The sequence below is a fragment of the Yersinia rohdei ATCC 43380 genome (assembly GCF_000173775.1).
GTDB classification, from domain to species: Bacteria; Pseudomonadota; Gammaproteobacteria; order Enterobacterales; family Enterobacteriaceae; genus Yersinia; species Yersinia rohdei.
In genome coordinates, this window is record NZ_ACCD01000001.1 from 157,646 (window position 1) to 183,079 (window position 25,434).

Genomic DNA, 25,434 nt, shown 5'->3' on the forward strand with positions numbered 1-25,434 from the left:
AACCGGCGGAGATATCTTCAGACACAACCTATCGATTCAATGCCCGAATTAAATACGTCTTGCTTGCCAATACACCCGCTTCCAATACACATTTTCCAGCGATGAACGTATCACCCCTTTACTCGTCGAAGCATGGATAAATTCATCATTGGTATCATAAATACCAACATGTAACCCATTTTGACCGCTGCCGGTTTTAAAGAAGACTAAATCCCCCGGCATCAGTTCATCACGGGAAACTTTAGTGCCTAATGAGGTTTGCGCCAGCGTAGTGCGCGGTAATTGCATATCAAAACGATCGCGGAAAGTGCGGTAGACAAAACCAGAACAGTCAACACCCTGTTGATCCAGCCCGCCATTACGGTATGGCGTCCCTTCCCATTGGCGCAATTGTTCATTGAGTTTGGCGACCACCACAATAGAATCTGACAAATGACCACTCGGCGTTGGAGCATGGCTGCTACAGCCCGCCAGAAAGGCAGTTATCAAAAAGATCCAGTAACGTATCCGCATCAATATTTCACCAAAAGTAAGACACAGCCCATCACTCTCTTCCCAAAGGATGTGGCGTAGCAGGTTAACTCATCCCGAGACACTTACTCAGGTAAGTGATTCAGGTGCTTGAGTGCAGCGAACACTCCCACAGCGCCAAGCCCGCAGGGTTTATTCGCTAATAAAAGGCATCAATAGAGTTAATTTAGCTATCGAGTTTGGAAAAAACAAGTTATATGAAGGAGATAATAGATTTAGCCGTTTTTAGTCGGTTGGGTATGTATCAACCAGATACCCAATAGAATGAAACCTGACCCCAATGTTTTCAATAAAGTTGCTGGCTCCTGGTACCAAGGCAGTAAAACTGCCGCCAAATAGACCAACACATAGCTCAGGCTCAATAAGGGATAAGCACGATTAAGCGGTAAAAATCTTAGCGCAAAGAACCAACACATCATGGATAATGCGTAGCCAAACAGCCCACAGATGACGGCAATGAGCTGTGTCAGATGATTGACTAAGAATGGCCAACTGATATCTGCCCATGACATTAATGGCGTATTCATCATGCCCCACTTCAGCATTAATTGCGCCACCGTCACCAGCACTACACTGCCGAAACCCCAGCAATAACCTTTCATAAATGCCAACTAATCAATAAGATGCCAAACATAATGGCGGCAATGCCCCACCAGTGGCGCGAGGTAGTTTTTTCGCCATAAAACCATTTTGCGGCCAAGGTCATCAGTACGAAATTAAAACTGAGCAGCGGATATGCCACACTCAGTGGCAAATGTTGCAATAACCGCAGCCATAACAGCATGCCCAGGCCCAGCAGCAGCACCGCAAAAGCCAACCAACGCAGTGCCGGGGCCAGTCTTTCTGGTGCTGACCGCTCCCAACATTGCGCTGCTTGTTTTTGACATAATTGCCCCGCGCAGGTCAGTAAACTGACCATTATCAAGAGCATGATACTGGTCATGGTGTTTTTGAATACCACAAAAGTGCTAGCCGATTCATCAAATTAACCTTATCCGCTGCCGGTAAATAGGCGGGAAGCGGCTCGTTGCGAGATAATTGTATCACCAGCGAAACAGATAAACTAGCGCAAAAAATAATGCCAGCAGAGCTGCGCCGCCTTCTTTTAACAATCTCATTACGGATCCTTTAACTCTGACTGACAGCCTAACCAGCCTTCTCGCCCCGGAAAAGCGGCACGAACAACTTTACCCACCGGCAGTGAAGCCAGATCCTCGGGTAACAGTGCACTTAGCGGGCAAAATTGAATATTGAGTTTTTTTGCCATGACCAACAATTGCTCGAACATAGCGGCTTGCGACATTCCCTCGACCTCGGCATGAATGGTGTAAACCGGCACACCCTCGTCATGCAGTATCGCGTTCATGATGAAATCGTTAAAATTCTCGGCGCGCACTTCGCTACCGACGACTTCATCGTAAGTGGGTAATGTCACAGGGATTTGTACCGTACCAAGGGTGCCGTCGGGTAATAATGGGCGGAAAGGATGAGTACCGCGACAATCACTGTTATAGCTGAAACCAAAAGGCTCTTTAGCCGCTAAAACACGGTCATCGGCACGCCAGCCCGCAGCGGCAGAACAAGTAACCGGTTGCTCAATGCTGCGTTGCAATGCGTCCACACCCCATTGGATTTGCTCCGTCAGTTGCGCTGCTGACCACACCGCGACTTTCGCTTGCCAGCCTTGGTGATCCCAGGCGTGTAAACCAACTTCATGCCCCGCCTGTAAGGTTTCTCGCATCAATGGGCCACAATCTTTGGCAATCTTTTTGCCCGGCCAGGCAGTGCCGGCCAGCAAAATATCCCAACCATAGAGTGACGCGGCATTCGAGCGCAGCATTTTCCACAAAAAGCGCGGACGGAAAAGACGCCATAAATGGCGCCCCATGTTATCCGGCCCGACACTGAAAAAAAAGCTGGCGCTGACCGCATGTTTTTCCAATACCGCAAGCAACGATGGCACACCTTCCTTTGTTCCACGGTAGGTGTCCACATCGATTCTCAAACCAACTTGCTTCATACCTGCGACTCATCCTTTTGGGCTTCAATTTGCTCCAAGACCACCCCACGCAGGAAGAAATCCAAGGTCTCAGTCACGGTTTGTTGCAAGGTAATATCCGGCTGCCAATCTAACAGACGGCGCGCATTGTTAATGCTCGGCTTGCGGTGTTCTACGTCCTGATAACCCTTGCCGTAATAAGCGCCGCTTTCAATATCTTTAAAGCCAGCAAACGGCGGGAAATGGCCGCGTAATTCATGTTTTTCGAAACTGCGCAGCAGCATTTCTGCCAGTTCGCGAATACTGGCTTCATTGGTTGGGTTACCAATATTGATTATTTGACCGTCACAATTCCCTTTAGGGTTGTCAATAATGCGGTACAACGCTTCGATACCGTCATTAATATCAGTAAAGCAGCGTTTTTGTGCCCCACCATCAACCAATTTTATCGGAGAACCTTCAACCAAATTCAAAATAAGCTGGGTAATAGCACGAGAACTACCAATACGTGCAGCATCCAGGCTATCCAGTCGTGGCCCCATCCAGTTGAATGGGCGGAACAAGGTGAACTTAAGGTTTTCTTTCGCACCATAAGCCCAGATAACACGGTCTAATAATTGCTTAGAAACTGAGTAAATCCAGCGCTGCTTATTGATAGGGCCAACAATCAGCCGCGAATTGTCTTCATCAAATTCTTTATCATCACACATGCCATACACTTCAGACGTGGATGGGAAAACAATACGTTTATTGTATTTAACGCAGTCGCGGACAATCTTGAGGTTCTCCTCAAAATCTAACTCAAAAACACGCAGTGGATTACGGGTATATTCAATTGGCGTCGCAATGGCCACTAATGGCAGGATAACGTCACATTTCTTAATGTGATACTCAATCCATTCGGAATGAATACTGATATCGCCTTCTACAAAGTGGAAACGCGGATTCCCCAAGAAACGGCTGATCGCATCAGAACCAATATCTAAACCATAAACTTCGTAATTTTCGTCGCGTAACAAGCGCTCAGTTAAATGATTACCAATAAAACCATTTACACCAAGAATTAACACGCGGGTGCGTCTTTTCTTATTTTTGCTCGGCTTACTGCCTAAACGCACGTCCGTGACGATACCCATATCTTGGGTCAGACGGCTGCCCTGCACATATAAGCCCGCTTCACTCTGCCCGGTAATAATCTCCAGAGCACCTTCGCCGCAAGCCACAATCAGGGGTGATGTCGATAATACGGTGCCCGGTAATTTCCCGTGCGCCATATCCAGTGGACGCGAACGCCAGATAACCAATTTACGCTGCCCCAGATAGCTGAAAGCACCTGGGTAAGGTTCGGTTACCGCGCGGACCAGATTATTAATCTCTGATGCGGATTTTTGCCAATGGATTTCACCATCGGCCTCCGTGCGACGCCCAAAATACGTGGCATCCGCCTCATTTTGAGGCACTAGAGGCAGCGGTGCCTGTTTCATTTTAGGCAAAACATCACGCAGCAACGCTTGGGCGAGATCTCGCACTTTCGCATGTAAGGTTAAAGCCGTATCAGTATCACTGATACTCACTTTATGTTGCCCAACAATAGGGCCAGCATCCGCTTTGGCGACCATTTGGTGCAGAGTCACACCGGTTTCTTTCTCGCCATTAACCAATGCCCAATTAATAGGTGCACGCCCACGGTATTTCGGTAATAGAGAGCCGTGTAAATTAAATCCTCCGCGCGGGGCGGAAGATAAAATCTCCTCACAAATCATATTGCGATAATAGAAAGAGAAAATAACATCTGGCTGCAATTGTTGAATGCGCTCAATCCACAAAGGATGATTGACATCTTCTGGTGCAAAAACAGGCAGTTCTAAATCAGCGGCCACTTTAGCCACAGAGGAGAAAAAGCGATTCTCATTGGGGGAGTCAGTATGGGTAAATACCGCCTGAATATCATATCCAGCTTCAACCAGCGCTTTCAGACCCACGCAACCAATATCGTGATAGGCAAATACAATCGCTTTCATTTTTCTACATCCTGATTATTTTCGGTCTGCTCAGCGCAAACCACTTTCTGTATGAAATAACGTGGACGCGCGCGCACATCGTTATAAATACGACCGATATATTCACCGAGTAACCCCATACCAATAAATTGGGCACCAATGAACATAAACAACACGGCAAAGAGGGTAAAGACGCCGCCCCCCGCCCATTCCGGGCCAAATACCAACCGTAAAACCACTAACAGCACCGCGAACGTAAAACCAAAAAGTGCAATGACACTCCCTACCAGACTTAATAAACGTAACGGTGTGGTGGTCAGGCAGGTAATCAAGTCATACATCAGGTTGATGAGTTTCATCAGGCTGTATTTTGAATCACCGAACTCACGCTCTGCATGATGAACAGTAATTTCAGTGGTACGGCGGGCAAAGGTGTTAGCCAGGATAGGTATAAAGGTGCTGCGCTCGTGACAGTGTAACATTGCTTCGACAATATGGCGGCGATAGGCGCGCAACATACAGCCATAGTCACCCATTGATTTCCCTGTAGCCCGCTGGATCATCATATTAATCATGCGCGAAGCGGTTTTACGAAACAGGGAGTCCTGGCGATTGGCTCGCACAGTTCCCACCACGTCATAGCCCTCTTCTGCCACACTGACCAGCCGTGGAATTTCCTCTGGCGGATTTTGCAAATCGGCATCCAGGGTAATCACCAAATCCCCGCTAAGCTGATTAAATCCCGCCATAATGGCTGAATGTTGGCCATAGTTACGATTTAACAACACCGCAATGATGCAATTTTCCGGCACATTAGCCGCGGCGGTCAAAAGCTCTGCCGAGTTATCGGTGCTGCCATCATCAACCAAAATAATCTCATAAGATTGAGTGAGTAATTTACAGGCAGCCGTTGTCCTCTCTATTAATGCAGGTAAGCTTTCTTGTTCGTTAAAAACCGGAATAACGATGGAGACTTTCTTGATTGGTTCATTTTGTAACACGGTGTGGCCCTATAATAGTTGCCAATGCATCGACGACCCGATCAACATCGCTGTCCAGCATGTCGGGGAAAAGAGGCAAAGTGCATAGTCTGGCAGAATTCCACTCGGTATTAGGTAAGTGCAAAGAGGGATAGCGCTCGCGATAATATTTCTGGGTATGCGCTGCACGGAAATGCAGGCCAGTACCAATGCCGACCTCTTTCAGGCGCGCCATCAGAGTATCCCGGTCAATACCACAACGCTCTTCATCAACACGAACCATGAAAAGATGCCAGGCATGTTGATGGTCATATTCAGGGACAGCCAGCGGCTGAAGAGGTGAACCCGCTAATGCCGCCTGATAGCGAGCAACTAATGCTTGCCGACGGGCATTGATTTCAGGTAACCGCTGGAGCTGAACCACCGCAATTGCGGCGTGAATATCAGATAAATTATATTTGTAGCCCGGTTCCACAACTTCGGCCTGTGGGCTACGCCCTTGAATCTGGCGGTCAAAGGCATCTACGCCTAAACCATGAAACTTAAGGCGGCGAACCCTCGCGGCTAACTCGTCGTCATCTGTTGCGATTAAACCGCCCTCAGCACAGGTAATATTTTTAATGGCGTGGAAAGAGAAAATAGCCGTGCCTTGCTCGCCAATCCATTGATTTTTATAACGAGTGCCAACCGCATGAGCGGCATCTTCAATCAACGGAATCCCGTGTTTGGTGGCAATTAAACGCAAGGCATCAAGGTGACAAGGCGCGCCAGCATAATGAACAGGAATAATAGCTTTGGTTTTGGGGGTGATGGCGGCTTCAACGTCAGCAGCACTGACCATAAGAGTATCGCGGTCAACATCAACCATAACGGGTTCAGCGCCCAGCAACACAATCATATTCAGTGTCGAAACCCAGGTTTGGGACGGTGTAATAACCTCATCACCGGGGCCAACACCTAAAGCCATCAGCGTAATATGCATTCCGGCAGTGGCAGAACACACAGCAATGGCATGTTTACAGCCGAATGCAGCACAAAAATCAGCTTCTAACTGCTGATTCTGTGGGCCTGTGGTAATCCAACCGGAATTTAGCACCTTAGTGACCGCATTAATTTCATCACTGCCGATAGCAGGACGAGAAAATGGCAAAAAATTCTGCATTAATAAAAATCCCTAGGATACCTTAAGCTGCAGGCAACTATATGCCCAAGTAAGTTAACGAAAACTAAACGCTATACAAATAAATGCATTAGTTTCCAAGGGTAACTCTAGTCCATCAACCTTAATTAAACCTTAAGATTAGGTTATTTTCCCAATATATTTACAAAAACTAATACATATTGAAACTATTCAATCCGCAACAAAATCAAATGGCTAGAGAATTTGACTTATCTCCTGTTAGTAGCAAGGTGATTTATTGTGTCATTGAAGAGAGCATAAAATAGGCAGGGGAATAATGAGCGAAAAAAAACAAAAATAAGGGATTTTTGATTTGATAGCACCGGATCAAATAAAGAGAAAAATAGCAGTGTTACGCCTTGGTTGTAATAATCCAATTCTGCTGATTAAAACTATGAATTTGAAAATCCACTTCGAACACATCAGATAAAATAGTTGCCTCCATCACTTGCCTGGCTCCTCCTTGCGCCAGCACTTCGCCACCGGCCATTAACCAAACCTGATCGGCTTGTTGCAAGGTATGGTTGAGGTCATGAGCGCTGATGATGGCACTGCGCCCAGCAGAGCAAAAATCATGTAATAAACTGTCCAACGCCACTTTTTGCGCGACATCCAAGCCAGTGTATGGCTCATCAAGTAATAATAATTTACTGTCCGGATTAATATCAGGCCATACCTGCAAAAATACGGCTGCAAGACGGACACGCTGCCATTCGCCCCCTGAAAGTTGCGACAATAAACGGGGCAATTTATCCGTTAATTTTAATCGTTCACAAAGATAACCAATAGTTGCAGCCACGGCCTCAGCAGCAACCCCCGCAGGCTGATACAAAGCAAGGTATTGGAAAACGGGCATCATTGTCAGCGCTGACTGCTGTTGACTCAAGTACGCCCGTAATCGTGCTAATTCATGCCCTGAATAGTAAGGTAATAACTTCCCTGCTAACAGGATCTCGCCCTTCGCAGGTAGCAAACCAGCCAATGAAGCCAATAAGGTACTTTTCCCTGCGCCATTAGGGCCTATAACATGAATTTGCAACCCAGCATCCACCTGTGTTGAAAAAGGAGCCAGCCGAGTTTTCACATTGACGTTACTGAGTTGCAACAGCATCAGAATACACTTTTCATCCGTAATTAATGCGCCGCTAGCGCCTGAGTAATAGCACTGACCAGTATGGCGTCTTCTGGCGTCATATCTGGTGCAAAACGTTCAAGCACCACACCGTCCCGCCCAATCAGGAATTTTTCAAAATTCCACAGAATATCCCCGGCCTGCTTTGGCTCGCGCCCCTTGCTGGCTAACCGCTGATAGAATTCGCTCCCTGCCGGTTTCACCGCCACCGGTTTTGCGGCTATCAACTGCTGATATAGCGGGTGGCGCTGCGGGCCATTCACTTCAATTTTGCTGAACATCGGGAAATCAACCCCGAAAGTACCCCGACAGAATGCTTGAATCTCCTCATCACTGCCTGGCTCTTGCCCGGCGAACTCGTTACTGGGGAAACCCAACACCTCAAAACCTTGCTGCTGATAGGTCTGGTACAGACTTTCCAACCCTTCATACTGTTTGGTTAATCCGCACTGCGAAGCCACATTAACCACTAACAATACCGAACCTTTATATTTTTCCAATGTAATTAACTGGTTTTCAATGGTTTTTACCGGAATGGTATAAATGGAATGACTCATTTGGACGTGTCCTTATTCAGCGATGATAAACAGGTGAGTGAATCGGTTTAAAACAGATCACTTGACAGATTTTACCCTTGTCAGCAACCAGATAAATAGCGGAGAACCTAACGTGGCGGTCACCACACCAATCGGCAATTCTGCAGAGAATAAAGCAATACGTGCGACCACATCAGCCAGTAACAATATCCCCCCCCCGGCCAAGGCGCACCCGATTAATAACCGACGTTGGTCAGTTAAACCGGTCAATCGCAAAATATGCGGGATAACCAAGCCAATAAAACTGATAACACCGGCCAGAGCCACGCTAATTCCCACCAGTAGGCCAATAGCTAACACCAATAAATTACGCCACAGATGGAGAGGTATCCCCAATTGCCGGGCTTGCTGCTCACCAAGAGACATAAAATTAAGCACCCGCCCTTGGCAACAGAGCCACACCACAATGGGTAACAGAGCTAGCACTAATCCTTGTTGTCGCCAATCAATGCCACTAAATCCCCCCATCATCCAATACATTAACTGGCGCAAATCTAAGCTGGTACTGAAATAAACCGCCCATGTCATAATGGCACTGCACACTATTCCCAGAGCAACTCCCACTAATAACAGACGGGCATTGGTTAATAAGCGCCGCCGTGCAAACCCCAACAGCAGCGCCGTCATAAATAAAGCTCCCGCAATGGCGCAGGCACTTAAAAACCAAATAGGCAATAACCCATGACCGAGCAAAACAGCCATAACCAATGCAACACCCGCGCCATTAGCCACCCCTAAAAGGCCCGGCTCCGCCAGCGGATTTTCAAATAACGCCTGCATCACTGCCCCAGAAACAGCCAGACTGGCACCGACCATCATGACAGCCAAAGCCCTGGGCAAGCGCAGTTGCCAGACGAATAACTGCCCACTGTCACTAAACCACTGAGTCGGCCAAATCCACATATCACCGGCACATAAGCCGATAACTAACGCGAATAATAATATGACAACCAACCCTTTGAGATAAAGGTAATCGCGTTGCTGCTGTCGCTGTTGAAGTGCAGTAAATAACTGACTGGTCTGCATTACATCCTCGGTCATTACCTCAGGGTAAACCTGAAGAGATCTGATAAGAATCAGAGTCTGATACCCATTAGGCAAAGATACTAGGATGTTAACGCAATAAGGGGAAGAGATGCATGATGAATATGCTTTTTTATTAATGAAAAGCGCTAAGCTTGCCTCTGAAAGTAGCAGCAAACTTAGCGCTCATTTTACCTGGCACAGTATAAATATTAAGCAGCGCATCAACTTAATCTGTTAATCAGCGGTGCCCTTTATTCTGTTGCGGGTAAACTTGCTGCCCGCCAGGGCCGCCATTATTATTTGGGCTGGCATGATTATTTGAGCCACCCGGCTTACCATGGTTGCCCTGCCCGTTATTATTAACTGGTTGGCCATGCCCATTATTATTGCCCGGTTGACCATGCCGGTTATTATCATTGCCTTGCGCTGGATTACCCTGATTACGGCCCTCATTATGTTGCGGCCCCTTAAATGGATTATGCCCATTTGGGGCTGATGGCGGCTGCCAACGGCTACCATCCCAATAATAACCCCGCTCATTGTGGTCGCCGATATGCCCCCCACGGTGTTCATGCCACCATTGTGGTGGACGCCAATCATAACCATCCCAGTAATTACCGCTCTTATCTTGGTCGCCTAAATGCAAACTGACCCCAGGAACATTGATATCAAGTGACATATCTGCCTGTGCAACCAGCGGCATTAATGACAAAACACCCAGTAAAAATAGATATTTCTTCATATACATCCGAATATATTATTAACAGTTGATAAATTTATATCAGCGAAAATAATCACCTTCTATCAGACAACTTCTCATTTTCTCTTTCATTGCTTAACCTTTACGGAATTCATACACTCATGCATAAAGGCTATTATTACCCTCCATTATTTCAAACACATCTTAACAATAAACTGCCAGTCTCTTTTTTTAGATTGAATTACAATCTTACCCCATCCAATATAATTTATATTTTGAGAAAAACATAATGTGCCGTATTACATTAATGATAAGTGTGCTTTTATTAAGCTCTATGCTGTCCGCTTGCTGCATCTTCCCGCCACATGGCGGTGGGCACAGCGGAGGCCCAAGGATGCATTATAACAATAACTCGTCTTACTAAAGAAAAATGCCTGATTAATATCATTTAACTTTCAATAGGAAAATTCTAATTCCACTCTTAGAAAGTTAACAAAATATTAACTCAGGCAATTTCACCAAGTACTTTCTACACCAGCGAAGCTTTATTCCGTAATGAGTTTATTTCCTTTTAATAATTAAGCTTAATCATACTTATAATTAATTGCTAAACAAGATAACGCATAATACTTCATTATCAGCAGAATATTCACGGCCCAACAATCGGCAATAAAACCGCCAGCCCCAGCAAAAATGCATTTAAAAATGTCTAGATCAGGGTGGCGATCCAGACATTGTTAGCTGGCAAGATATAGGTCAGTGGCTATTGGCAGGGTAAAAGCGCGAATTGAGAACTTACCGGCGCACCAACAATCTTATTTGCTTACTGCGATAGGAAGCATAAGTTTGAAACTGGAAACCAAAACGCTCAGCCAAAAGATTTGAACGCTTATTTTCTTCATCAATAATACAGCATACTGGCGAAGAAAATGTCTGGTCAGCCCACAGTAAAATTACGGCCAGTGCTTCAGTGGCATAGCCTTTGCCACGAGCTTCTGAAACTAAAGACCAGCCAGCCTCAGGATATTCCAACTCAGGCGTGATATCGCGATGTGCATTCTGAAAGCCAAAGGAACCAACATAACGATTTGTTGTTTTTTCAAATGCGGCCCAGTAGCCATAACCCAACGCATGCCAATGCCCGATATAACGCAGTAAACGAGACCAGACCATTTCTGCCGTAGGACTTTCGCCGCCATTAATCTTAGCCATTTCAGGGGTGTCCCAGGATGCCTTTAGTGCCGGAAAATCATCGAGCGTAAATTGCTTTAATATCAAGTGCTCTGTTTCAAGTTGAGGCGCTTGCTTGGTAAACATTATTTCCCCTTAAATAACACCATAATATGGCTAACTTATCACCGTACGCTATTTTATTGCTAACAAATCACGCACGGCTGGCAACAGCTAACATCGCGCCATAACCACACAGAATAATCTGCATCGCTGATAGCCGCCCGTTAAGCTAATAGCCCGATTCGCCAGTCGGCTTAAAATTCGTTATCATCCGCTCCCACTCTTCATCCGGGTTGCCTGATGTCTAAGATTATTGATACCTTTATTGCCCCGCCGTGCCATGACAAGATTGAGACTCTCTATCAGGACGACCACCTGGTGCTTATCAATAAACCCGCTGGGTTACTCAGCCTTTCAGGGAAAAATCCGCAAAATTTGGATTCAGTGCATCATCGACTGGTGCAGATATTCCCCGGCTGCACTCTGGCTCACCGCCTGGATTTCGGGACTTCCGGGCTGATGGTGATTGCCCGCAATAAGGCGGTCAATGCCGCCCTTTGCCAACAGTTCAGCCAGCGCACAGTAACCAAAGTGTATAGCGCCCTGCTCTGCGGCCATCTGGACAACAACGAAGGGGTAATAGATGCAGCTATTGCCAAAGATCCGGCGCTATTCCCAGTGATGTCAATTTGCGCCCTCCACGGCAAGCCCGCGCGCTCCGGTTATCGCGTTGTTGAGCGGTTTTATCATCCGTTGGAAGACGGCACCTTACTGCCATTGACACGGGTACAGCTAACGCCAGAAACCGGGCGCACTCATCAACTCCGCATCCACTGTCAGCTGCTGGGCCACCCTATTTGGGGCTGTGACTTGTATGGCGGTCGCCTACTGCCAGGTACCGAACGAACTCCGCGGCTGATGCTACACGCCAGCGAGCTGCATTTTATTCATCCCATTAGCCAAGAATGGGTCAACACTCATAGTGCCAGCCCGTTCTAAAGCAAAAATATTAATCACGATGCCGCCGCAAAGACACTCCCGCGATACCAAAATGCACATTGAAATGTTTAATTAAATAAGGGAGTGAGCCTAACTGGGTTACTGCGCAGGGATTATTTAATGGCCTGACTTGGCATATCATTTTAATGAAAAGCCCTGAGGGACTTTTCATATATAAGCATCCATGAAACGTTAATTACCACATCAAATCATCGGGTACTTTGAAATCGGCATAGGGATCTTCTTCATCTTGCTCTTCCTGACTAAGCGCACTATTTAATACAATACTGTTCGCATCTCGCTGCGCAATTTTATCGGCGACAATTGCGGGGATAATGGCGTATTCACTCTCACCATGGTTATCAGCAACCAACCGAGCAATGGCGAGACGACCACTGATCAGCTGAGCTTGAGTAACCTTATCCACGACTATTTTTTTAATTAAATTATTATCGGTGAAGTTAAAACCAATATTGCCTTTTGAAATGTCGATTCGGTTCATTTCAATCAGCTGCTTAACTTGCGCCTTATGTTCTTTAGATAAAGCTGCTTGTTTTTGTTGTTCACTTAACTGTTTATCGCGCTCAACTTGTGCCTTTTTATTTTCTTCTACAATCTCTCTTGCTTCACGGGCTTGAACTCGTGACTTCTTAGCTGTTCTTTGGACTTTAGCCATTTTTTTGCTGCTGACTAATCCCGCTTTTAGCATCTGCTCTTGTAAGGTAAGTTTTGTCATCTTCGCTTCTAAACCAATTGAATAATTTATGGGATTATACCTGTAATTTTTCAGGCTGTACCCAGTTGCAGAACCTTTCCACCGTGCGGATTGAGGTATAAATTGCCCAAGCATGCCGCCAACCCATGAGCAGTCGAAAAATAAAATCGATATCTTTCAATTTATTACAGGCAAGAAAAAGGCCGCTTGCGCGGCCTTTTGTTCAGAAAACACTCACTCTTTTGGAGTGGCACTCTCTACCCGGCTTTTTAGCTTTTGCCCTGGACGGAAAGTCACCACACGGCGCGCCGTAATAGGAATGTCCTCACCCGTCTTCGGATTACGGCCCGGACGTTGGTTCTTGTCTCGCAGATCAAAATTGCCAAAGCCAGACAGTTTGACCTGTTCGCCATTCTCAAGAGCACGACGTACCTCTTCAAAGAATAACTCAACCAGATCTTTGGCATCTCGTTTGCTAAGCCCTAGCTTTTCAAATAGATGTTCTGACATTTCAGCTTTAGTAAGCGCCATAGGTTCAATCCCTCAAGGATGCTTGGAATCGCTGTTTTAACGCCTCTACACATCTTGCGACGGTCGCGGCGATCTCCTCTTCTTCTAGTGTACGGGCGGTATCCTGCAACACCAGACTAATAGCCAGACTCTTATAACCTTCTGCTACGCCCTTGCCACGGTACACATCAAACAAGTTTACGCCAACTACCTGATTTGCGCCAACTTTCTTACACTCTGCCAAAATATCTTCTGCGGGAACGTTTTCAGCTACCACAACAGCAATATCACGGCGGTTTGCAGGGAAGCGCGAAATATCGCTGGCCTTAGGCACGACGCGGTCTGCAAGCTTGTTCCATTGCACTTCAAACACCACGGTGCGACCATTTAGACTCAGCTTACGTTCCAGTTCAGGATGAACTACACCAATGAAACCAATGTGTTCCCCTGATAAATAAATTGCAGCACTCTGCCCTGGATGCAGTGCAGAATGCGCTTCTGCACGGAACTGAACATCAGATAATTTTCCAGTAAGTTCCAGAATTGCTTCTAAATCACCCTTCAAATCATAGAAGTCGATCGGCTGGCGTGCCAGATCCCAATGTTCATCGTAACGGTGACCCGTAATCACACCAGCCAGCATGACGTCCTGTCTAACGCCAAGATCTGCGGTGTTATCAGGGACAAAGCGTAAGCCACTTTCAAATAAACGTAAGCGCGTTTGCTGACGATTCTGGTTATAAACCACCGCCGACAGTAAACCTGTCAACAATGACAAACGCATTGCAGACATATCAACAGAAATCGGGCTTGGCAAAATTAATGCGTCTTGTTGTGGGTGAAGCAGCGCCTGCACTTTAGGGTCAACAAAACTGTAAGTAATTGCTTCCTGATAGCCGCGATCAACCAAAGCCGTCTTCACACGCTTGAGTGACAAGTCCGCTTCACGGTGCTTAGTCATCACCAGATTAGCTTTAATTGGCACATCTGGAATGTTGTTATAACCGTAAATACGGGCAACTTCCTCCACCAAGTCTTCTTCGATTTCCATATCGAAACGCCAGCTTGGTGCTACAGCCTGCCAGTCAGAACCTAATTCTGTAACCTGGCAACCGAGACGACGCAAAATATCACTGACTTGTTCTGAAGGTACATGGTGCCCTATCAGTCGATCCAGTTTTTCACGACGTAACTTAATCGTGGCGCGTTTTGGCAATTCTGCCGTTGCGGTTACATCAATAACCGGGCCGGCTTCGCCGCCACAGATATCAATCAACAACCGCGTAGCACGTTCAATCGCCTTATGTTGTAACTCAGGGTCAACACCACGTTCATAACGATGAGAAGCATCAGTATGCAACCCCTGACGGCGGGCGCGCCCAGTGATTGACAGCGGATTAAAGAAGGCCGACTCCAGCAACACATCGCGGGTCTCTTCATTAACACCTGAATGCTCACCACCGAAAATACCGGCCATCGCCAGTGGTTTTTGCTGATCAGCAATAACCAAAGTGTCGGCACTCAGTTTGGCTTTGGTGCCATCTAATAACGTGAGTTCTTCACCTTCGGCCGCCAGACGGACAATAATCCCCCCATCGATGCGATCCAAGTCAAACGCATGCATCGGCTGGCCTAACTCCAACAACACAAAGTTCGTGACATCAACCACCGGATCAATCGAACGAATGCCACAACGACGCAGTTTTTCGCGCATCCACAATGGGGTCGCCGCCTTGACATCAATCCCTTTGACCACACGCCCCAGATAACGAGGGCAAGCTTGTGGTGCATCGACCCGAATGGGGAAAGTGTCATTGATGGTCGCCGCAACTGGGCTCATATCAGGTTCAATTAATGGCAGCTGATTAACCACGGCCACATCACGCGCAACACCGATAATCCCTAAGCAATCAGCCCGATTGGGTGTCACACTGATTTCAATGGTTTTATCGTTCAGATTCAGATATTCACGCAGATCTACACCAATAGGCGCATCAGCAGGAAGCTCAATAATCCCATCACTGTCTTCTGAAATACCCAGCTCAGAGAAAGAGCACAGCATGCCCTCTGAGGGCTCGCCACGTAACTTGGCAGCTTTAATCTTAAAATCACCTGGCAGTACAGCGCCGACAGTGGCCACCGCCACTCTCAAACCCTGACGGCAATTGGGTGCACCACACACGATGTCCAGCAAACGATCGCCGCCAACATCAATTTTGGTCACACGCAATTTATCCGCATTGGGATGCTGACCACATTCAACAACCTGACCGACTACAACACCATTAAATTCGCCGGCAACCGCATCGATGCCATCAACTTCTAAGCCGGCCATCGTAATTTGATGGGCTAAATCATCACTGCTAATGGCTGGGTTTACCCATTCGCGTAACCAAAGTTCACTGAATTTCATGAGATATTCCCGCCTTACTTAAACTGTTTGAGGAAACGCAGATCATTTTCAAAGAAAGCACGCAAATCGGTTACGCCGTAACGTAGCATGGTCAAACGCTCCATCCCCATACCGAATGCAAAACCTGAATAAATCTCAGGGTCAATGCCTACGTTTCGCAATACATTTGGATGCACCATGCCGCAGCCCAGCACCTCCAGCCACTTGCCATTTTTACCCATCACATCCACTTCAGCGGACGGTTCAGTAAACGGGAAATAAGACGGACGGAAACGAATCTGCAAATCTTCTTCAAAGAAATTCTGCAAGAAATCATGCAATGTGCCTTTCAGATTGGTAAAGCTGATATCACGATCAACGATAAGCCCTTCCATCTGATGGAACATTGGGGTGTGAGTTTGGTCATAATCATTACGATAAACGCGACCTGGCACGATAATCCGAATGGGTGGCTGCTGACCCTGCATGGTACGAATCTGTACACCCGAGGTCTGCGTGCGCAGCAAACGGGTAGCATCAAACCAGAAGGTGTCATGATCGGCACGTGCTGGGTGATGAGCCGGGATATTCAATGCATCAAAGTTATGATAGTCATCTTCAATTTCCGGGCCGGACTCGACGGAAAAACCCAACTCACCGAAGAAGGTTTCAATACGATCGATAGTACGTGTTACCGGATGCAACCCACCATTCTCCATACGACGCCCCGGTAAAGAGACATCAATAGTTTCGGCTGCCAATCGAGCATTTAGAACTGCTGACTCCAACTTATCCTTACGAGCATTAAGTGCTTCTTGTACTTCTTGTTTGGCCTGGTTAATGACAGCGCCAGCTGCAGGACGTTCTTCAGCTGGTAGCTCGCGCAGCGATGTCATCTGAAGGGTCAAATGGCCTTTCTTGCCTAGATATTCGACGCGCACCAAATCCAACGCGGCAACATCCTGGGCATCTTCTACGGCTGCTTTAGCTTTGGCAACCAGCTCTGCGAGATGTGGCATTGTTCTTGTTCCTCTGGCCGGTATGGCCCGCTTATAGTTATATCCGTCATACTTCAAGCCGCATGTGCGTTGGCTGCTTTCGTTCACCCCAGTCACTTACTTGAGTAAGCTCCAGGGGATTCGCTCAATTGCCGTCTTCCTGCAACTCGAATTATTTAGGATACATGTAATTAGTTAAAAACCGATAAGTAAACTAAATTTATCACACAAAATCAATAAGGTACCACATCTGCGATACCCTTACTCTCGTCATCATAGATGCTATAGAGTAAAAACAAAAAAGCCTCCACAATGGGAGGCTTAGGCGCTATTTTTCGTTTCTATTCTTACGCGCAAGCCTCCTGAAATCAGGCGCTAAAGTAAAAAAAGAAGCGAAAAGTAACGGCATACATCATAAAGATAACCTTCTTAACCAGAAGATAAAGATTAAAAGAGGGAGACAAGCTCCCTCTTCAATTCTGACTTACGCCAGAGCTGCTTTCGCTTTTTCGACCAGTGCAGAGAATGCCACTTTATCGAATACTGCGATGTCAGCCAGGATCTTACGGTCGATTTCAACAGAAGCCTTTTTCAGACCATTGATGAAACGGCTGTAAGACAGACCATTTTGACGAGCAGCTGCGTTGATACGTGCAATCCACAATTGGCGGAATTGACGCTTCCGTTGACGGCGGTCACGGTAGGCGTATTGGCCTGCCTTGATTACTGCCTGGAAAGCAACACGATAAACGCGCGAACGGGCACCATAGTAACCCTTCGCCTGCTTTAAGATTTTTTTGTGACGTGCACGAGCTACCACACCACGTTTTACGCGAGCCATTTACTTCTCCTATCGTCTTAATTCAAACCAAAATTACTTATGCGTATGGCAGACATGCTACGACCAAACCTAGATCGTTCTTAGATACCATGCCTTTTGGACGTAAATGACGTTTACGCTTAGTAGCTTTTTTGGTCAAAATATGACGCAGGTTGGCATGCTTACGCTTAAAACCACCGGCACCGGTTTTTTTAAAGCGCTTAGCGGCGCCGCGTACTGTCTTAATTTTTGGCATTGAATATATCCACTTCGCATTGTTAATTACAACGAGCTAGCTAGGCGAACAGACTTCTTGCTATGCAAGCATAGAGAAGCCTGTTACTTGAGTGCCTTACTGTCTCTTCTTAGGTGCGAGCACCATGATCATCTGACGGCCTTCGATACGAGTCGGGAAAGACTCCACGACAGCCAAATCAGAATCTTCAGTCAGATCTTTTTTGACACGGTTAAGGACTTCCATGCCGATCTGTTGGTGCGCCATCTCACGTCCACGGAATCGCAGAGTGATTTTGGCTTTATCGCCATCTTCCAGAAAGCGAATCAGGTTGCGTAGTTTGACCTGATAGTCGCCATCATCGGTACCAGGACGGAATTTAATTTCCTTGACCTGAATGACTTTTTGCTTCTTCTTCTGTTCTTTTGTCGACTTGCTCTTCTCATAGAGGAATTTGCCGTAATCCATGATTCGGCAAACCGGCGGCTCGGCATTCGGACTGATTTCTACTAAATCAACACCGGCTTCCTCGGCTTTTTCAAGAGCTTCATTCAGACTGACAATGCCAATCTGCTCACCATCGACGCCTGTTAAGCGAACTTCTGTGGCGCGAATCTCTTTGTTGATGCGATTAGGACGCGCCGGTTGAACTCGTTTTCCGCCTTTAATACTTTATTCCTCCAGTTGATGAAGACTACGGCTGCGAATTTCTGCTAGCAGCTGGTCTACGACCACGTTGACATCCAAGCTTCCTAAATCTTTACCGCGGCGGGTACGAACGGCAATTTTGCCTGATTCGACCTCTTTATCGCCACAGACCAGCATATATGGAACCCGACGCAACGTATGTTCACGAATTTTAAAGCCAATCTTCTCATTTCTCAAGTCCGCTTTTGCCCTAATTCCTGCATCTTGCAGTTTTTTGGTCACTTGTTGGACATAATCAGACTGACTATCAGTGATATTCATCACCACGACTTGTACCGGAGCTAACCAAGTTGGGAAGAAGCCTGCATATTCTTCGGTTAAAATACCGATGAAGCGCTCCATTGACCCCAAAATAGCCCGGTGAATCATTACTGGCACCTGGCGATCGTTATTTTCGCCGATGTAAGACGCACTTAAGCGGCCCGGTAATGAGAAATCGAGTTGTACGGTACCACACTGCCACGCACGATCCAAACAATCATGCAAGGTAAATTCAATTTTCGGGCCATAGAAGGCACCTTCACCCGGCTGATAATCAAACGGAATGCCGTTTTCAGTCAGCGCAGCGGCTAAATCGTCTTCAGCACGAGTCCATAAGTCGTCGCTACCGATACGTTTTTCAGGACGAGTAGACAATTTAACGACAATTTTCTCGAAACCAAAGGTGCTGTACATATCGTACACCATCTTAATGCAGCTGTTCACTTCATCGCGAACCTGCTCCTCGGTACAGAAGATATGAGCATCGTCCTGAGTAAAGCCACGAACCCGCATGAGGCCATGCAATGCGCCTGAAGGTTCGTTACGGTGACAACTACCGAACTCGGCCATACGCAACGGCAGGTCACGGTATGACTTCAACCCTTGGTTGAAAATCTGCACGTGTCCAGGGCAGTTCATTGGCTTGATGCAGTACTCGCGGTTTTCCGACGAGGTGGTAAACATATGCTCAGCATAGTTTTCCCAATGCCCGGTTTTTTCCCACAGGACGCGGTCCATCATAAATGGCCCTTTTACTTCCTGATACTGGTACTCTTTGAGCTTCATACGCACAAAGGTTTCCAACTCACGGAAAATAGTCCAGCCGTCATTATGCCAAAACACCATACCTGGCGCTTCTTCCTGCATGTGGTAAAGGTCTAACTGCTTACCAATCTTACGATGGTCGCGTTTAGCCGCCTCTTCCAGACGTTGCAGATAAGCATTCAGTTGCTTCTTATCACCCCAAGCCGTGCCGTAAATACGTTGCAGCATTTTATTCTTGCTGTCGCCACGCCAATAAGCACCGGATGTTTTCTGCAATTTGAAGTGATGGCAGAAACGCATATTCGGTACGTGCGGGCCACGGCACATATCAACGTATTCTTCATGATGATATAAACCAGGACGATCATCGCGGCTGATATTCTCATCAAGAATAGCCACTTTATAATCTTCACCACGAGCAGCAAAAGTGTCGCGGGCTTCTTGCCAGCTCACTTTTTTCTTGATGACATCGTAATCTTTATCGGCAAGTTCATGCATCCGCTTTTCCAGCAGATCCAAGTCTTCCTGCGTCAGGGTACGGTCGATATCAACATCGTAATAGAAACCGTTGTCGATAACTGGGCCGATGGCCATCTTGGTATCGGGCCAAAGTTGCTTGATAGCGTGCCCCAACAAGTGAGCACAAGAATGGCGGAGAATCTCCAGGCCTTCAGCATCTTTGGTGGTGATAATGGCCAACTGAGCATCAGATTCGATCAGGTCACTGGCATCTACCAATTCGCCATTAACTCGGCCAGCAATACAGGCTTTCGCCAGGCCAGGGCCGATGTCTAACGCGACATCTAGAGCAGAAACGGCGTGATCGTACTGACGCTGACTGCCGTCAGGAAGGGTAATAACGGGCATTCTAATTCCTTATCTACAGTGGTGACCCTCACGACAGATCACATGCAAGACGTAATTATTGTTTAATATCAAAAGATTGCGAATTCAATTTAACCCACGTTTGTTATATTGATACGCAACGGTATAAAAAGTTCTCTTTGTGACACAGATCATGTCGCAAAGGGGATTCATATTATCACTACTGAGTGCAATGACAAGTATCTGCCCATCGGTTAATTTATTGAGCAATATTGATGATATTCAGCACTCAATGAACGCCAAGTCAGCCACCTGACCCGTTTTATTCTTGATTTTTTTCAAAATCAGCGGCCAAATCACTGCCACAATGTTTACACTTAATGGCTTCTTTTTTGATCAACTCCGCACAATACGGGCATTTTTTATGTTCCGTAATTGTCATTTTTTCTGCAACGGCCCTGCGGCCTGCCTCATACACCTCACTGTCATTAGAGACAAAAGCCCACACAAATGCGATAGCCCAGCCCACTAATGACCAGCCTAAAAGGAGGTTAAGCAAAAAAATACCACCGATACTTTTGTGCTTACGATTATTTGCAATAAGCGTCGGTAAAAAATAGAGCGCTAACCCGAACCCAATCATCAAAAGTGCAAAAATAAAATCCATAATGACTCTCGACACTCCCTATTTTCATTGTTTTATCAGCAAGTAATGGAAAAAAATCACCGCCAATAGTGGTTATCAATAAAATATAACTCGCAAATAATCTATTAATGCTATCACCAAACAGTGATAATGATCGCCGACAAAGTTATCATGCTTAAATTGCTCTACGATCACTATAATATCAACACTGTATAACTGAGGGTCAACTATTGCAGCGACAACCTGTTACATCCTCCAGAATTTTGTCGATTGGTTATGATCCTGAAAATCGCATGCTGGAGATACAATTCCGTGAACAAGGGATTTATCAGTATCTTGGTGTCCCTGAGCGTGTTCATCAGAATTTTATGTCGGTGGTTTCAAAAGGGCGTTTTTTTGATGGTGTAGTAAAAGGCAAGTTTTTGTGCCGGAAGATTGGTTAAACCTAATTACAATCCATAAAATAACAATCATACTGAACTGAAACGGTCGCTTTGATGAGAATCTTTGCAAAGAAGCCTACCGTTTCAGAAACCGGCTATGTCATCTTTTTATCCCATTAAATAACGCCATAAATAAGATATTGGGACGACAAAGAGTAATGCTGGCAAGAAATTCACTACCGCAAATATTTTAATTTGTGCAATCCGCAATCCCACTGCAATCATAATAATCCCACCGCAGGCAGAAAAGTCAGCAAAGGCGATATCATCCATATAAGGCATAATGAGTTTTGCCAGTAGCACCAATGCAATCTGAATGAGCAATTGCGGAATAGCAATCGCCACCAATGCAATACCCAAGGAAATAGAAAATATAAATGCCGTGAAGAAGTCCATCAGCGCTTTAACAAACAGCAGTTGAAAATCGCCCGTAATACCTTCAGTCAAGGAACCAACCACCCCCAACCCACTCGCACAAAACAACACAATCATTGCCGTAAAACTTTGTGCAAACTCATGAGGTGGCAATGTGCTACGTGATGGAATAATGCGTTCCAACAAAATACGCGTTTTATTTGCACCCCATTTTACGCCCTGCTCCAGAGATAATAACTCCCCTACCGCGGTCCCAATTATTAATGCCAAAATTACAGCGGGCATAAAATGTACTTTAACCACCATCACAATACCGATAGAGATAGAAGCCAGGGCAAATGTGGCGGGCAACCCCTCTTGCAATCGCTTGGGAACATGGCGGGCTAATAGTACTCCCACAATGCCCCCGAGGATTATCCCCGCACTATTCATAAACGGGCCAACCATAGCATGCTCCCAAGCGCTAAAAGCGCTCTAAATATTTAATATCCTGTTTATTTTTAGCAAAGTATTTTCGATGAAAACCCAATACCGCCGACTGAATCGCCAGAGCAATTGTTGAAATGCAACGTTATTCGAAGAGGTGTGGATTTTATCATACAGACCGCTGAAATCAGTTGTGTAATGATGTTTATCAGTACCAACAATGATTTACATTATGTTCTATTGCTTTTGAGTAGCGCTGGGTGTATTGCTATTTCTGTAGGAAGTGCCCATAATCAGTTTCCGTTTCCGTGTAGCAATGGTTACTGGAACGCCGCCCCGATTGTTTACGCAATCGGGGCGTTTTATTTGGTCATTACCCTCACGACCACACACCCTGTGTTATCCCCCAAAGAATATGCCCTCAGCGAGAAACGCAGCAATTTATTGCTGGTAAATACTGAACAATAAAATCAAACACATCCGTTTTTCTTCCGCATTTTATTGCCTATGATTTACTCACTGGTCAACAAGGGGAGATAAATGATGAAAAACATCGCCGACGTGCTGTCAGGTCTCGAACTTTACTTTCACCACACACATCAACATTGCACTGAGAAAACGCCTTGGTTTACGCGCTGGCTGTATATTCCAGTAGAAGAGAGGATGCGGATATTGGATGACTTACTGATGCCCTATCCCACCAAGTCACAATAAATGGCACTGAGCCGCACCTGGGAATACAAAGAGCAAAGAAGAGAGATAAAAGAAGCAAGTTTTGGCTGGAACACATTCACTCAAGTGAGTACCTTTCAGCCAACTTTATTGCGACCTAAATAGCCCGACAAGCTTTCCTGATGATCAAAGCCGTTTGCGGCTGGCATTTTCCGCACTGAAAAACCAAAGTTCGGGTAATCGGTTAGGATAAAAACGGATTTCATAGGTATCTTTGAGGGGGGCTAAGCGCCAACGTGGGCGAGCTTCACGTTTAGGTTTTAAAAAACGTAAACGACCACGAGCACGAGCAGCTTGTGTATCTAGCACCCACGCAGCAGAGGCCGATAATGGCTGGCGAATATATTCATCTTCAACACTGATATCACAAATGCACAAAACCCTATTCCTTGCAGAAAATTAATGCTGACATGATTATTCTGGATCTGCGGCATTGAACCAACTGTTGCCAACCAAAGGTTTGATCTGCATCACATATCCCTTTTGCCCCAAATACTGCCTTCCCGCCACACCAAAAGCTTTGGGTAAGCCTTTTACCCAAGTGTGATAAGGTTCGCAATAATTTCGCATGCAAGCCTATTCGTCGCTATGCAATTAAATGCCTAATATGTTCTATTCTCATCAGGTATGTTTGTTCGAGGTCATTTTCGGAGCAAGATTGATGCACAGTATTCTTGAATTATTCAAAGCTATTGGCTTGGGCTTAGTGCTCCTGCTGCCCTTGGCAAACCCATTAACGACAGTGGCCCTCTTGCTCGGATTATCCGGCAATATGACCAAAGAAGAACGTAATCAACAATCAAAGATGGCGTCTATCTACGTCTTCTTTATCATGACTATCGCCTATTATGCTGGCCAGGTTGTCATGAATACCTTCGGTATCTCAATACCCGGTTTGCGAATTGCCGGTGGGCTGATTGTGGCATTTATTGGTTTTCGCATGCTTTTCCCACAACAATCGGCTGAAGATACCGAGTTAGAAGAAAAATCGCTGGACTTGAAAAAACGCAAATCCATCAATATTGCCTTTGTGCCGCTGGCAATGCCAAGTACCGCGGGGCCGGGAACTATCGCCATGATAATCAGTTCCGCCGCAACGGTAAAAGACACAACCCTATTTAGCCCGTGGGTGGTCACAGTAGCACCGATATTGATTTTTTTGAGTGTCTCTTTAATCCTGTGGGGATCACTGCTCAGTTCCGGCGCAATCATGCGCTGGGTAGGTAAAAGTGGGATTGAAGCGATTTCACGTTTGATGGGATTCTTGCTGGTGTGCATGGGCGTGCAATTTATTATTAATGGCATCCTGGATATTATCTCAAACTACCAACCCGCTATTGCCTAACGAAGAGCAAAAATTGAAAAATAAACGCTAGCCGATGTTTATACTGATGCCCATTAAGCACCCATAAACGACATCGGTTAGCGTTTTAATATTACTCTGACATCGCCCGGTACGCAGTATCCACTTTCCACAAATAACGTGGTGCTTGCGCGGCCGGATGTTTCTTTTGTATATGCTGATAAAATTCGTTCGGGCTAAGACTATTAATTTTATTCACTGCCAGACGTTTATCTGATGAGAACGTCCGTAGCATCGCGCCCGCACCATTAGCATAAGAAACTATGGTTGCATAACGTAATGTCTGCGGATCACTTATGCCCGCTAACTGTTGATTTTGCAAAATATTGATATAAGCCGTCCCAATATCAATATTCTTCACCGGATCTTTTAATTCGCCAGAACTAGGCTGACCATTACGCCCTTTCATTCGATACGCATCACGTCCTGCAGTAGACGCTTTAATCTGCATCAGACCTACGGCATTTGAGGTGCTCACTACATCAGGATTATAACCAGACTCCACCTGGATAATGGCTTTAATTAAGGTTTCATCAACACCATAATGGCTGGCTGCTTGTTTAATTACATCGCTGTATGCAACTGTAGTTGAACCTGCGCTGCTTTTCGGTGCATTAAGAAAACCACCTTGTGGCGCGTTCTTCAGCCACCCGTTTTTTGCTTGCGGTGGAGGGGTTGGTTTGGCACACCCCGCCAGCAAGATAATTGCCATTAGGCAACCGACCTTTGGATTCACAGTATTCCCCGTGCTGATAAGCCGTTTTGTAGCATATACAAGTTGTCTCCTCGTCCAAATAGATTTTTTGCCCTAGTTTGACCATTATCGACATAATTAACAGGCTAT

29 protein-coding genes and 1 other annotated feature are annotated in these 25,434 nt (G+C 46.1%); of the genes, 4 read left to right on the top strand and 25 right to left on the bottom strand.

From position 1 onward, the window contains the following. Positions 1 to 48: 48 nt before the first annotated feature. The 12 genes from YROHD0001_RS16375 to YROHD0001_RS16320 all read right to left on the bottom strand — a co-directional run bounded on the left by YROHD0001_RS16375 (position 49) and on the right by YROHD0001_RS16320 (position 11,461). Positions 49 to 513: an NlpC/P60 family protein gene (locus YROHD0001_RS16375; protein WP_004713000.1), complete on the bottom strand. Its 465-nt coding sequence runs from the start codon at positions 511 to 513 to the stop codon at positions 49 to 51. A 233-nt stretch (positions 514 to 746) separates the two neighbouring features. After that, positions 747 to 1,133: a 4-amino-4-deoxy-L-arabinose-phosphoundecaprenol flippase subunit ArnF gene (gene arnF, locus YROHD0001_RS16370; protein ID WP_032815880.1), complete on the bottom strand. Its 387-nt coding sequence runs from the start codon at positions 1,131 to 1,133 to the stop codon at positions 747 to 749. After that, positions 1,130 to 1,474: a 4-amino-4-deoxy-L-arabinose-phosphoundecaprenol flippase subunit ArnE gene (gene arnE / locus YROHD0001_RS16365; RefSeq protein ID WP_032816037.1), complete on the bottom strand. Its 345-nt coding sequence runs from the start codon at positions 1,472 to 1,474 to the stop codon at positions 1,130 to 1,132. Before arnE ends, arnF begins: the two co-directional genes overlap by 4 nt. A gap of 174 nt (positions 1,475 to 1,648) precedes the next feature. Then, complete coding sequence (arnD, locus tag YROHD0001_RS16360) at positions 1,649 to 2,551, bottom strand: 4-deoxy-4-formamido-L-arabinose-phosphoundecaprenol deformylase (RefSeq protein WP_032815882.1); 903 nt, start codon at positions 2,549 to 2,551, stop codon at positions 1,649 to 1,651. Next, entirely contained in the window at positions 2,548 to 4,551 is a 2,004-nt protein-coding gene (gene arnA / locus YROHD0001_RS16355; RefSeq protein ID WP_032815883.1) for a bifunctional UDP-4-amino-4-deoxy-L-arabinose formyltransferase/UDP-glucuronic acid oxidase ArnA, read from the bottom strand. The genes arnD and arnA overlap by 4 nt, the downstream gene beginning before the upstream one ends. Beyond that, entirely contained in the window at positions 4,548 to 5,531 is a 984-nt protein-coding gene (gene arnC / locus YROHD0001_RS16350; RefSeq protein ID WP_032815884.1) for an undecaprenyl-phosphate 4-deoxy-4-formamido-L-arabinose transferase, read from the bottom strand. The genes arnA and arnC overlap by 4 nt, the downstream gene beginning before the upstream one ends. Continuing rightward, on the bottom strand, positions 5,518 to 6,672 hold the full coding sequence (arnB, locus tag YROHD0001_RS16345; protein WP_004713006.1) for a UDP-4-amino-4-deoxy-L-arabinose aminotransferase: 1,155 nt from the start codon (positions 6,670 to 6,672) through the stop codon (positions 5,518 to 5,520). The genes arnC and arnB overlap by 14 nt, the downstream gene beginning before the upstream one ends. Positions 6,673 to 7,042: 370 nt before the next feature. Then, on the bottom strand, positions 7,043 to 7,801 hold the full coding sequence (btuD, locus tag YROHD0001_RS16340; RefSeq protein WP_004713007.1) for a vitamin B12 ABC transporter ATP-binding protein BtuD: 759 nt from the start codon (positions 7,799 to 7,801) through the stop codon (positions 7,043 to 7,045). 23 nt (positions 7,802 to 7,824) lie between these two features. Beyond that, on the bottom strand, positions 7,825 to 8,379 hold the full coding sequence (locus YROHD0001_RS16335; RefSeq protein WP_004713008.1) for a glutathione peroxidase: 555 nt from the start codon (positions 8,377 to 8,379) through the stop codon (positions 7,825 to 7,827). Positions 8,380 to 8,436: 57 nt separating this feature from the next. Continuing rightward, a complete protein-coding gene (gene btuC, locus YROHD0001_RS16330; protein ID WP_032815885.1) occupies positions 8,437 to 9,444 on the bottom strand; it encodes a vitamin B12 ABC transporter permease BtuC in 1,008 nt (335 codons plus the stop codon). A gap of 238 nt (positions 9,445 to 9,682) precedes the next feature. Further along, positions 9,683 to 10,186, bottom strand: coding sequence for a DUF2502 domain-containing protein (locus YROHD0001_RS16325; RefSeq protein ID WP_032815886.1), 504 nt, complete (start codon positions 10,184 to 10,186; stop codon positions 9,683 to 9,685). 753 nt (positions 10,187 to 10,939) lie between these two features. After that, the gene (locus tag YROHD0001_RS16320; RefSeq protein WP_004713014.1) at positions 10,940 to 11,461 is read right to left on the bottom strand and encodes a GNAT family N-acetyltransferase; all 522 of its coding nucleotides are present in this window, start codon (positions 11,459 to 11,461) and stop codon (positions 10,940 to 10,942) included. 216 nt (positions 11,462 to 11,677) lie between these two features. Between YROHD0001_RS16320 and YROHD0001_RS16315 the strand changes: the two genes are divergently transcribed. Next, entirely contained in the window at positions 11,678 to 12,376 is a 699-nt protein-coding gene (locus YROHD0001_RS16315; RefSeq protein ID WP_004713015.1) for an RluA family pseudouridine synthase, read from the top strand. A 196-nt stretch (positions 12,377 to 12,572) separates the two neighbouring features. Here YROHD0001_RS16315 and YROHD0001_RS16310 read toward each other — a convergent pair whose 3' ends face one another. The 9 genes from YROHD0001_RS16310 to YROHD0001_RS19520 all read right to left on the bottom strand — a co-directional run bounded on the left by YROHD0001_RS16310 (position 12,573) and on the right by YROHD0001_RS19520 (position 21,272). Next, positions 12,573 to 13,112, bottom strand: a complete 540-nt coding sequence (locus tag YROHD0001_RS16310) for a DUF2058 domain-containing protein (protein WP_004713016.1) — start codon at positions 13,110 to 13,112, stop codon at positions 12,573 to 12,575. A gap of 213 nt (positions 13,113 to 13,325) precedes the next feature. Beyond that, entirely contained in the window at positions 13,326 to 13,622 is a 297-nt protein-coding gene (gene ihfA, locus YROHD0001_RS16305) for an integration host factor subunit alpha (RefSeq protein ID WP_002211830.1), read from the bottom strand. A 4-nt stretch (positions 13,623 to 13,626) separates the two neighbouring features. Next, positions 13,627 to 16,014: a phenylalanine--tRNA ligase subunit beta gene (gene pheT / locus YROHD0001_RS16300; RefSeq protein ID WP_004713017.1), complete on the bottom strand. Its 2,388-nt coding sequence runs from the start codon at positions 16,012 to 16,014 to the stop codon at positions 13,627 to 13,629. A gap of 14 nt (positions 16,015 to 16,028) precedes the next feature. Further along, positions 16,029 to 17,012, bottom strand: a complete 984-nt coding sequence (gene pheS / locus YROHD0001_RS16295; protein ID WP_004713018.1) for a phenylalanine--tRNA ligase subunit alpha — start codon at positions 17,010 to 17,012, stop codon at positions 16,029 to 16,031. Between the two features lie 273 nt (positions 17,013 to 17,285). Continuing rightward, positions 17,286 to 17,408, bottom strand: a sequence feature (Phe leader region). A gap of 67 nt (positions 17,409 to 17,475) precedes the next feature. Next, positions 17,476 to 17,832 carry a 50S ribosomal protein L20 gene (gene rplT / locus YROHD0001_RS16290; protein WP_004713019.1) on the bottom strand — a complete coding sequence of 119 codons (357 nt, stop codon included), beginning with the start codon at positions 17,830 to 17,832 and terminating at the stop codon, positions 17,476 to 17,478. Between the two features lie 37 nt (positions 17,833 to 17,869). Further along, positions 17,870 to 18,067 carry a 50S ribosomal protein L35 gene (rpmI, locus tag YROHD0001_RS16285; RefSeq protein ID WP_004713020.1) on the bottom strand — a complete coding sequence of 66 codons (198 nt, stop codon included), beginning with the start codon at positions 18,065 to 18,067 and terminating at the stop codon, positions 17,870 to 17,872. Between the two features lie 96 nt (positions 18,068 to 18,163). Beyond that, positions 18,164 to 18,715 carry a translation initiation factor IF-3 gene (gene infC / locus YROHD0001_RS19515; protein WP_011816226.1) on the bottom strand — a complete coding sequence of 184 codons (552 nt, stop codon included), beginning with the start codon at positions 18,713 to 18,715 and terminating at the stop codon, positions 18,164 to 18,166. Between the two features lie 3 nt (positions 18,716 to 18,718). After that, positions 18,719 to 20,647: a threonine--tRNA ligase gene (gene thrS, locus YROHD0001_RS16275; protein ID WP_004713021.1), complete on the bottom strand. Its 1,929-nt coding sequence runs from the start codon at positions 20,645 to 20,647 to the stop codon at positions 18,719 to 18,721. A 280-nt stretch (positions 20,648 to 20,927) separates the two neighbouring features. Then, entirely contained in the window at positions 20,928 to 21,272 is a 345-nt protein-coding gene (locus tag YROHD0001_RS19520) for a superinfection immunity protein (protein ID WP_004713022.1), read from the bottom strand. 209 nt (positions 21,273 to 21,481) lie between these two features. Here YROHD0001_RS19520 and YROHD0001_RS16265 point away from each other — a divergent pair, with 209 nt between their 5' ends. Beyond that, positions 21,482 to 21,694 carry a KTSC domain-containing protein gene (locus tag YROHD0001_RS16265; protein ID WP_032815888.1) on the top strand — a complete coding sequence of 71 codons (213 nt, stop codon included), beginning with the start codon at positions 21,482 to 21,484 and terminating at the stop codon, positions 21,692 to 21,694. A gap of 108 nt (positions 21,695 to 21,802) precedes the next feature. On the opposite strand, the gene YROHD0001_RS16260 is transcribed toward YROHD0001_RS16265, so the two are convergent. Further along, positions 21,803 to 22,516 carry a DUF554 domain-containing protein gene (locus YROHD0001_RS16260; protein ID WP_004713024.1) on the bottom strand — a complete coding sequence of 238 codons (714 nt, stop codon included), beginning with the start codon at positions 22,514 to 22,516 and terminating at the stop codon, positions 21,803 to 21,805. 519 nt (positions 22,517 to 23,035) lie between these two features. On the opposite strand from YROHD0001_RS16260, the gene YROHD0001_RS20375 reads away from it, so the two are divergent. Continuing rightward, complete coding sequence (locus YROHD0001_RS20375; protein ID WP_156171963.1) at positions 23,036 to 23,209, top strand: hypothetical protein; 174 nt, start codon at positions 23,036 to 23,038, stop codon at positions 23,207 to 23,209. Between the two features lie 144 nt (positions 23,210 to 23,353). Here the strand turns inward: YROHD0001_RS20375 and YROHD0001_RS16255 are convergent, their stop codons facing one another. Further along, positions 23,354 to 23,605: a hypothetical protein gene (locus tag YROHD0001_RS16255; protein ID WP_004713028.1), complete on the bottom strand. Its 252-nt coding sequence runs from the start codon at positions 23,603 to 23,605 to the stop codon at positions 23,354 to 23,356. A gap of 36 nt (positions 23,606 to 23,641) precedes the next feature. Continuing rightward, the gene (locus YROHD0001_RS20380) at positions 23,642 to 23,797 is read right to left on the bottom strand and encodes a hypothetical protein (RefSeq protein ID WP_004713029.1); all 156 of its coding nucleotides are present in this window, start codon (positions 23,795 to 23,797) and stop codon (positions 23,642 to 23,644) included. Positions 23,798 to 23,888: 91 nt separating this feature from the next. On the opposite strand from YROHD0001_RS20380, the gene YROHD0001_RS16250 reads away from it, so the two are divergent. Further along, a complete protein-coding gene (locus YROHD0001_RS16250; RefSeq protein WP_004713030.1) occupies positions 23,889 to 24,572 on the top strand; it encodes a MarC family NAAT transporter in 684 nt (227 codons plus the stop codon). A gap of 91 nt (positions 24,573 to 24,663) precedes the next feature. On the opposite strand, the gene YROHD0001_RS16245 is transcribed toward YROHD0001_RS16250, so the two are convergent. Then, entirely contained in the window at positions 24,664 to 25,326 is a 663-nt protein-coding gene (locus YROHD0001_RS16245) for a transglycosylase SLT domain-containing protein (RefSeq protein WP_032815889.1), read from the bottom strand. Positions 25,327 to 25,434 lie beyond the last annotated feature (108 nt).

Coding starts and splice junctions, on each gene's coding strand:
- YROHD0001_RS16375 (WP_004713000.1), bottom strand. CDS start 513: ATGCGGATACGTTACTGGATCTTTTTGATAACTGCCTTTCTGGCGGGC.
- arnF (WP_032815880.1), bottom strand. CDS start 1,133: ATGAAAGGTTATTGCTGGGGTTTCGGCAGTGTAGTGCTGGTGACGGTG.
- arnE (WP_032816037.1), bottom strand. CDS start 1,474: ATGACCAGTATCATGCTCTTGATAATGGTCAGTTTACTGACCTGCGCG.
- arnD (WP_032815882.1), bottom strand. CDS start 2,551: ATGAAGCAAGTTGGTTTGAGAATCGATGTGGACACCTACCGTGGAACA.
- arnA (WP_032815883.1), bottom strand. CDS start 4,551: ATGAAAGCGATTGTATTTGCCTATCACGATATTGGTTGCGTGGGTCTG.
- arnB (WP_004713006.1), bottom strand. CDS start 6,672: ATGCAGAATTTTTTGCCATTTTCTCGTCCTGCTATCGGCAGTGATGAA.
- btuD (WP_004713007.1), bottom strand. CDS start 7,801: ATGCTGTTGCAACTCAGTAACGTCAATGTGAAAACTCGGCTGGCTCCT.
- YROHD0001_RS16335 (WP_004713008.1), bottom strand. CDS start 8,379: ATGAGTCATTCCATTTATACCATTCCGGTAAAAACCATTGAAAACCAG.
- btuC (WP_032815885.1), bottom strand. CDS start 9,444: ATGCAGACCAGTCAGTTATTTACTGCACTTCAACAGCGACAGCAGCAA.
- YROHD0001_RS16325 (WP_032815886.1), bottom strand. CDS start 10,186: ATGAAGAAATATCTATTTTTACTGGGTGTTTTGTCATTAATGCCGCTG.
- YROHD0001_RS16320 (WP_004713014.1), bottom strand. CDS start 11,461: ATGTTTACCAAGCAAGCGCCTCAACTTGAAACAGAGCACTTGATATTA.
- YROHD0001_RS16315 (WP_004713015.1), top strand. CDS start 11,678: ATGTCTAAGATTATTGATACCTTTATTGCCCCGCCGTGCCATGACAAG.
- YROHD0001_RS16310 (WP_004713016.1), bottom strand. CDS start 13,112: ATGACAAAACTTACCTTACAAGAGCAGATGCTAAAAGCGGGATTAGTC.
- ihfA (WP_002211830.1), bottom strand. CDS start 13,622: ATGGCGCTTACTAAAGCTGAAATGTCAGAACATCTATTTGAAAAGCTA.
- pheT (WP_004713017.1), bottom strand. CDS start 16,014: ATGAAATTCAGTGAACTTTGGTTACGCGAATGGGTAAACCCAGCCATT.
- pheS (WP_004713018.1), bottom strand. CDS start 17,012: ATGCCACATCTCGCAGAGCTGGTTGCCAAAGCTAAAGCAGCCGTAGAA.
- rplT (WP_004713019.1), bottom strand. CDS start 17,832: ATGGCTCGCGTAAAACGTGGTGTGGTAGCTCGTGCACGTCACAAAAAA.
- rpmI (WP_004713020.1), bottom strand. CDS start 18,067: ATGCCAAAAATTAAGACAGTACGCGGCGCCGCTAAGCGCTTTAAAAAA.
- thrS (WP_004713021.1), bottom strand. CDS start 20,647: ATGCCCGTTATTACCCTTCCTGACGGCAGTCAGCGTCAGTACGATCAC.
- YROHD0001_RS19520 (WP_004713022.1), bottom strand. CDS start 21,272: ATGGATTTTATTTTTGCACTTTTGATGATTGGGTTCGGGTTAGCGCTC.
- YROHD0001_RS16260 (WP_004713024.1), bottom strand. CDS start 22,516: ATGGTTGGCCCGTTTATGAATAGTGCGGGGATAATCCTCGGGGGCATT.
- YROHD0001_RS20375 (WP_156171963.1), top strand. CDS start 23,036: ATGATGAAAAACATCGCCGACGTGCTGTCAGGTCTCGAACTTTACTTT.
- YROHD0001_RS20380 (WP_004713029.1), bottom strand. CDS start 23,797: ATGCGAAATTATTGCGAACCTTATCACACTTGGGTAAAAGGCTTACCC.
- YROHD0001_RS16250 (WP_004713030.1), top strand. CDS start 23,889: ATGCACAGTATTCTTGAATTATTCAAAGCTATTGGCTTGGGCTTAGTG.